The organism is uncultured Subdoligranulum sp. (assembly GCF_937890665.1).
In genome coordinates, this window is the sequence record NZ_CALADU010000012.1 from 1 (window position 1) to 1,086 (window position 1,086).

A 1,086-nucleotide genomic window follows, 5' to 3' on the forward strand; every position below is an offset into this window, starting at 1 on the left:
ACAAAAGATTTTTGGATTCGAGTTGCAAGCTGGTTTCTATGCGGAAATTGAGGAGTGTCATACAGTTCACACTTTCTGTATACTGGCAACAAAAAAACGGCCCTTTTGCAAGCTGGATTGCAAAAGGGCCGTGGTAGAATCAGGGCAGGGCTTGGGGAAGGCACTCCCCAACAAGTACGACCGGTCAGTGAGACACAATTTCAATTTTTGAAATTGTGGCCACAGGTCGATACTTGCTTATCGCTTTTTCTTTATGTTCTTGCGTGGCATCTGGATTTAGATGGCTCGTGACAATTTTAGAGGAACGAGTATTAAGAATTGCAGTCCGGTGATCCGCCTGCAAATTCTCTCTGAAAATAATGAAAGCCGCCCCGCAAGGGAGCAAAGGATTTTGTCGGAGGTGTACGGCGGCAAAATGGTTCAGTGTGGCTGCGGAGCGGCAGTTTATCACAGTAAAGTGGTTGATATGGGTTAGAGGATATCATATGAATAATTAAATGCCAAGATCTTCTGAGAAAATCTATCTGATTTGTTGATATAAAGAGACATTCTGAAAAATTCAATCAAAAAATTTTATCCACTAATTGGACGTGCATGGCGCCTATAAGCGTCTGGCAGCATGCCATAATGTTCCTTGAACGTACGATAAAAGCTGCTGAGATTTGCCATGCCAATTTGCAAAGCAATTTCCTGAACAGATTTGTCGGTCTCTGTCAACAACCGGCCAGCCTCTTTCATTCGCTCCCGAATTTGGATTTGTTTGAAGCTGAAGCCGGTCATTTCCCGTAGCATAGAGGAAATATACTTTGGATGATAGCCAAAATGGTCGGACAGATCCTTCAATGTGCAGCTAGCATAGTGGGATTCAATATAGTAAAGGATATCAACTACCTTGCGGTTGTGAATAGAAACAATCTGTACCATTTGGCCATCAGAATGCTGCTGATGTAATCGGAGCAGATAGAGAAAGATCAGGTGAAAGTATCCTTGGATAAGGGGTTTACGATAGGGCAGATCGCTGAAGTATTCGCATAGCAAGCTGGTAAACAGATTGCGTATATCTGGTTCATCCTGGGTGCGGAAAAT

General features: G+C 43.2%; 1 protein-coding gene. It reads right to left on the minus strand.

Annotated features, from left to right (window positions below):
- Positions 1-573: 573 nt before the first annotated feature.
- The coding region (locus tag Q0526_RS00580; RefSeq protein ID WP_298729835.1) for a helix-turn-helix transcriptional regulator at positions 574-1,086 on the minus strand (513 nt) is incomplete at its 5' end.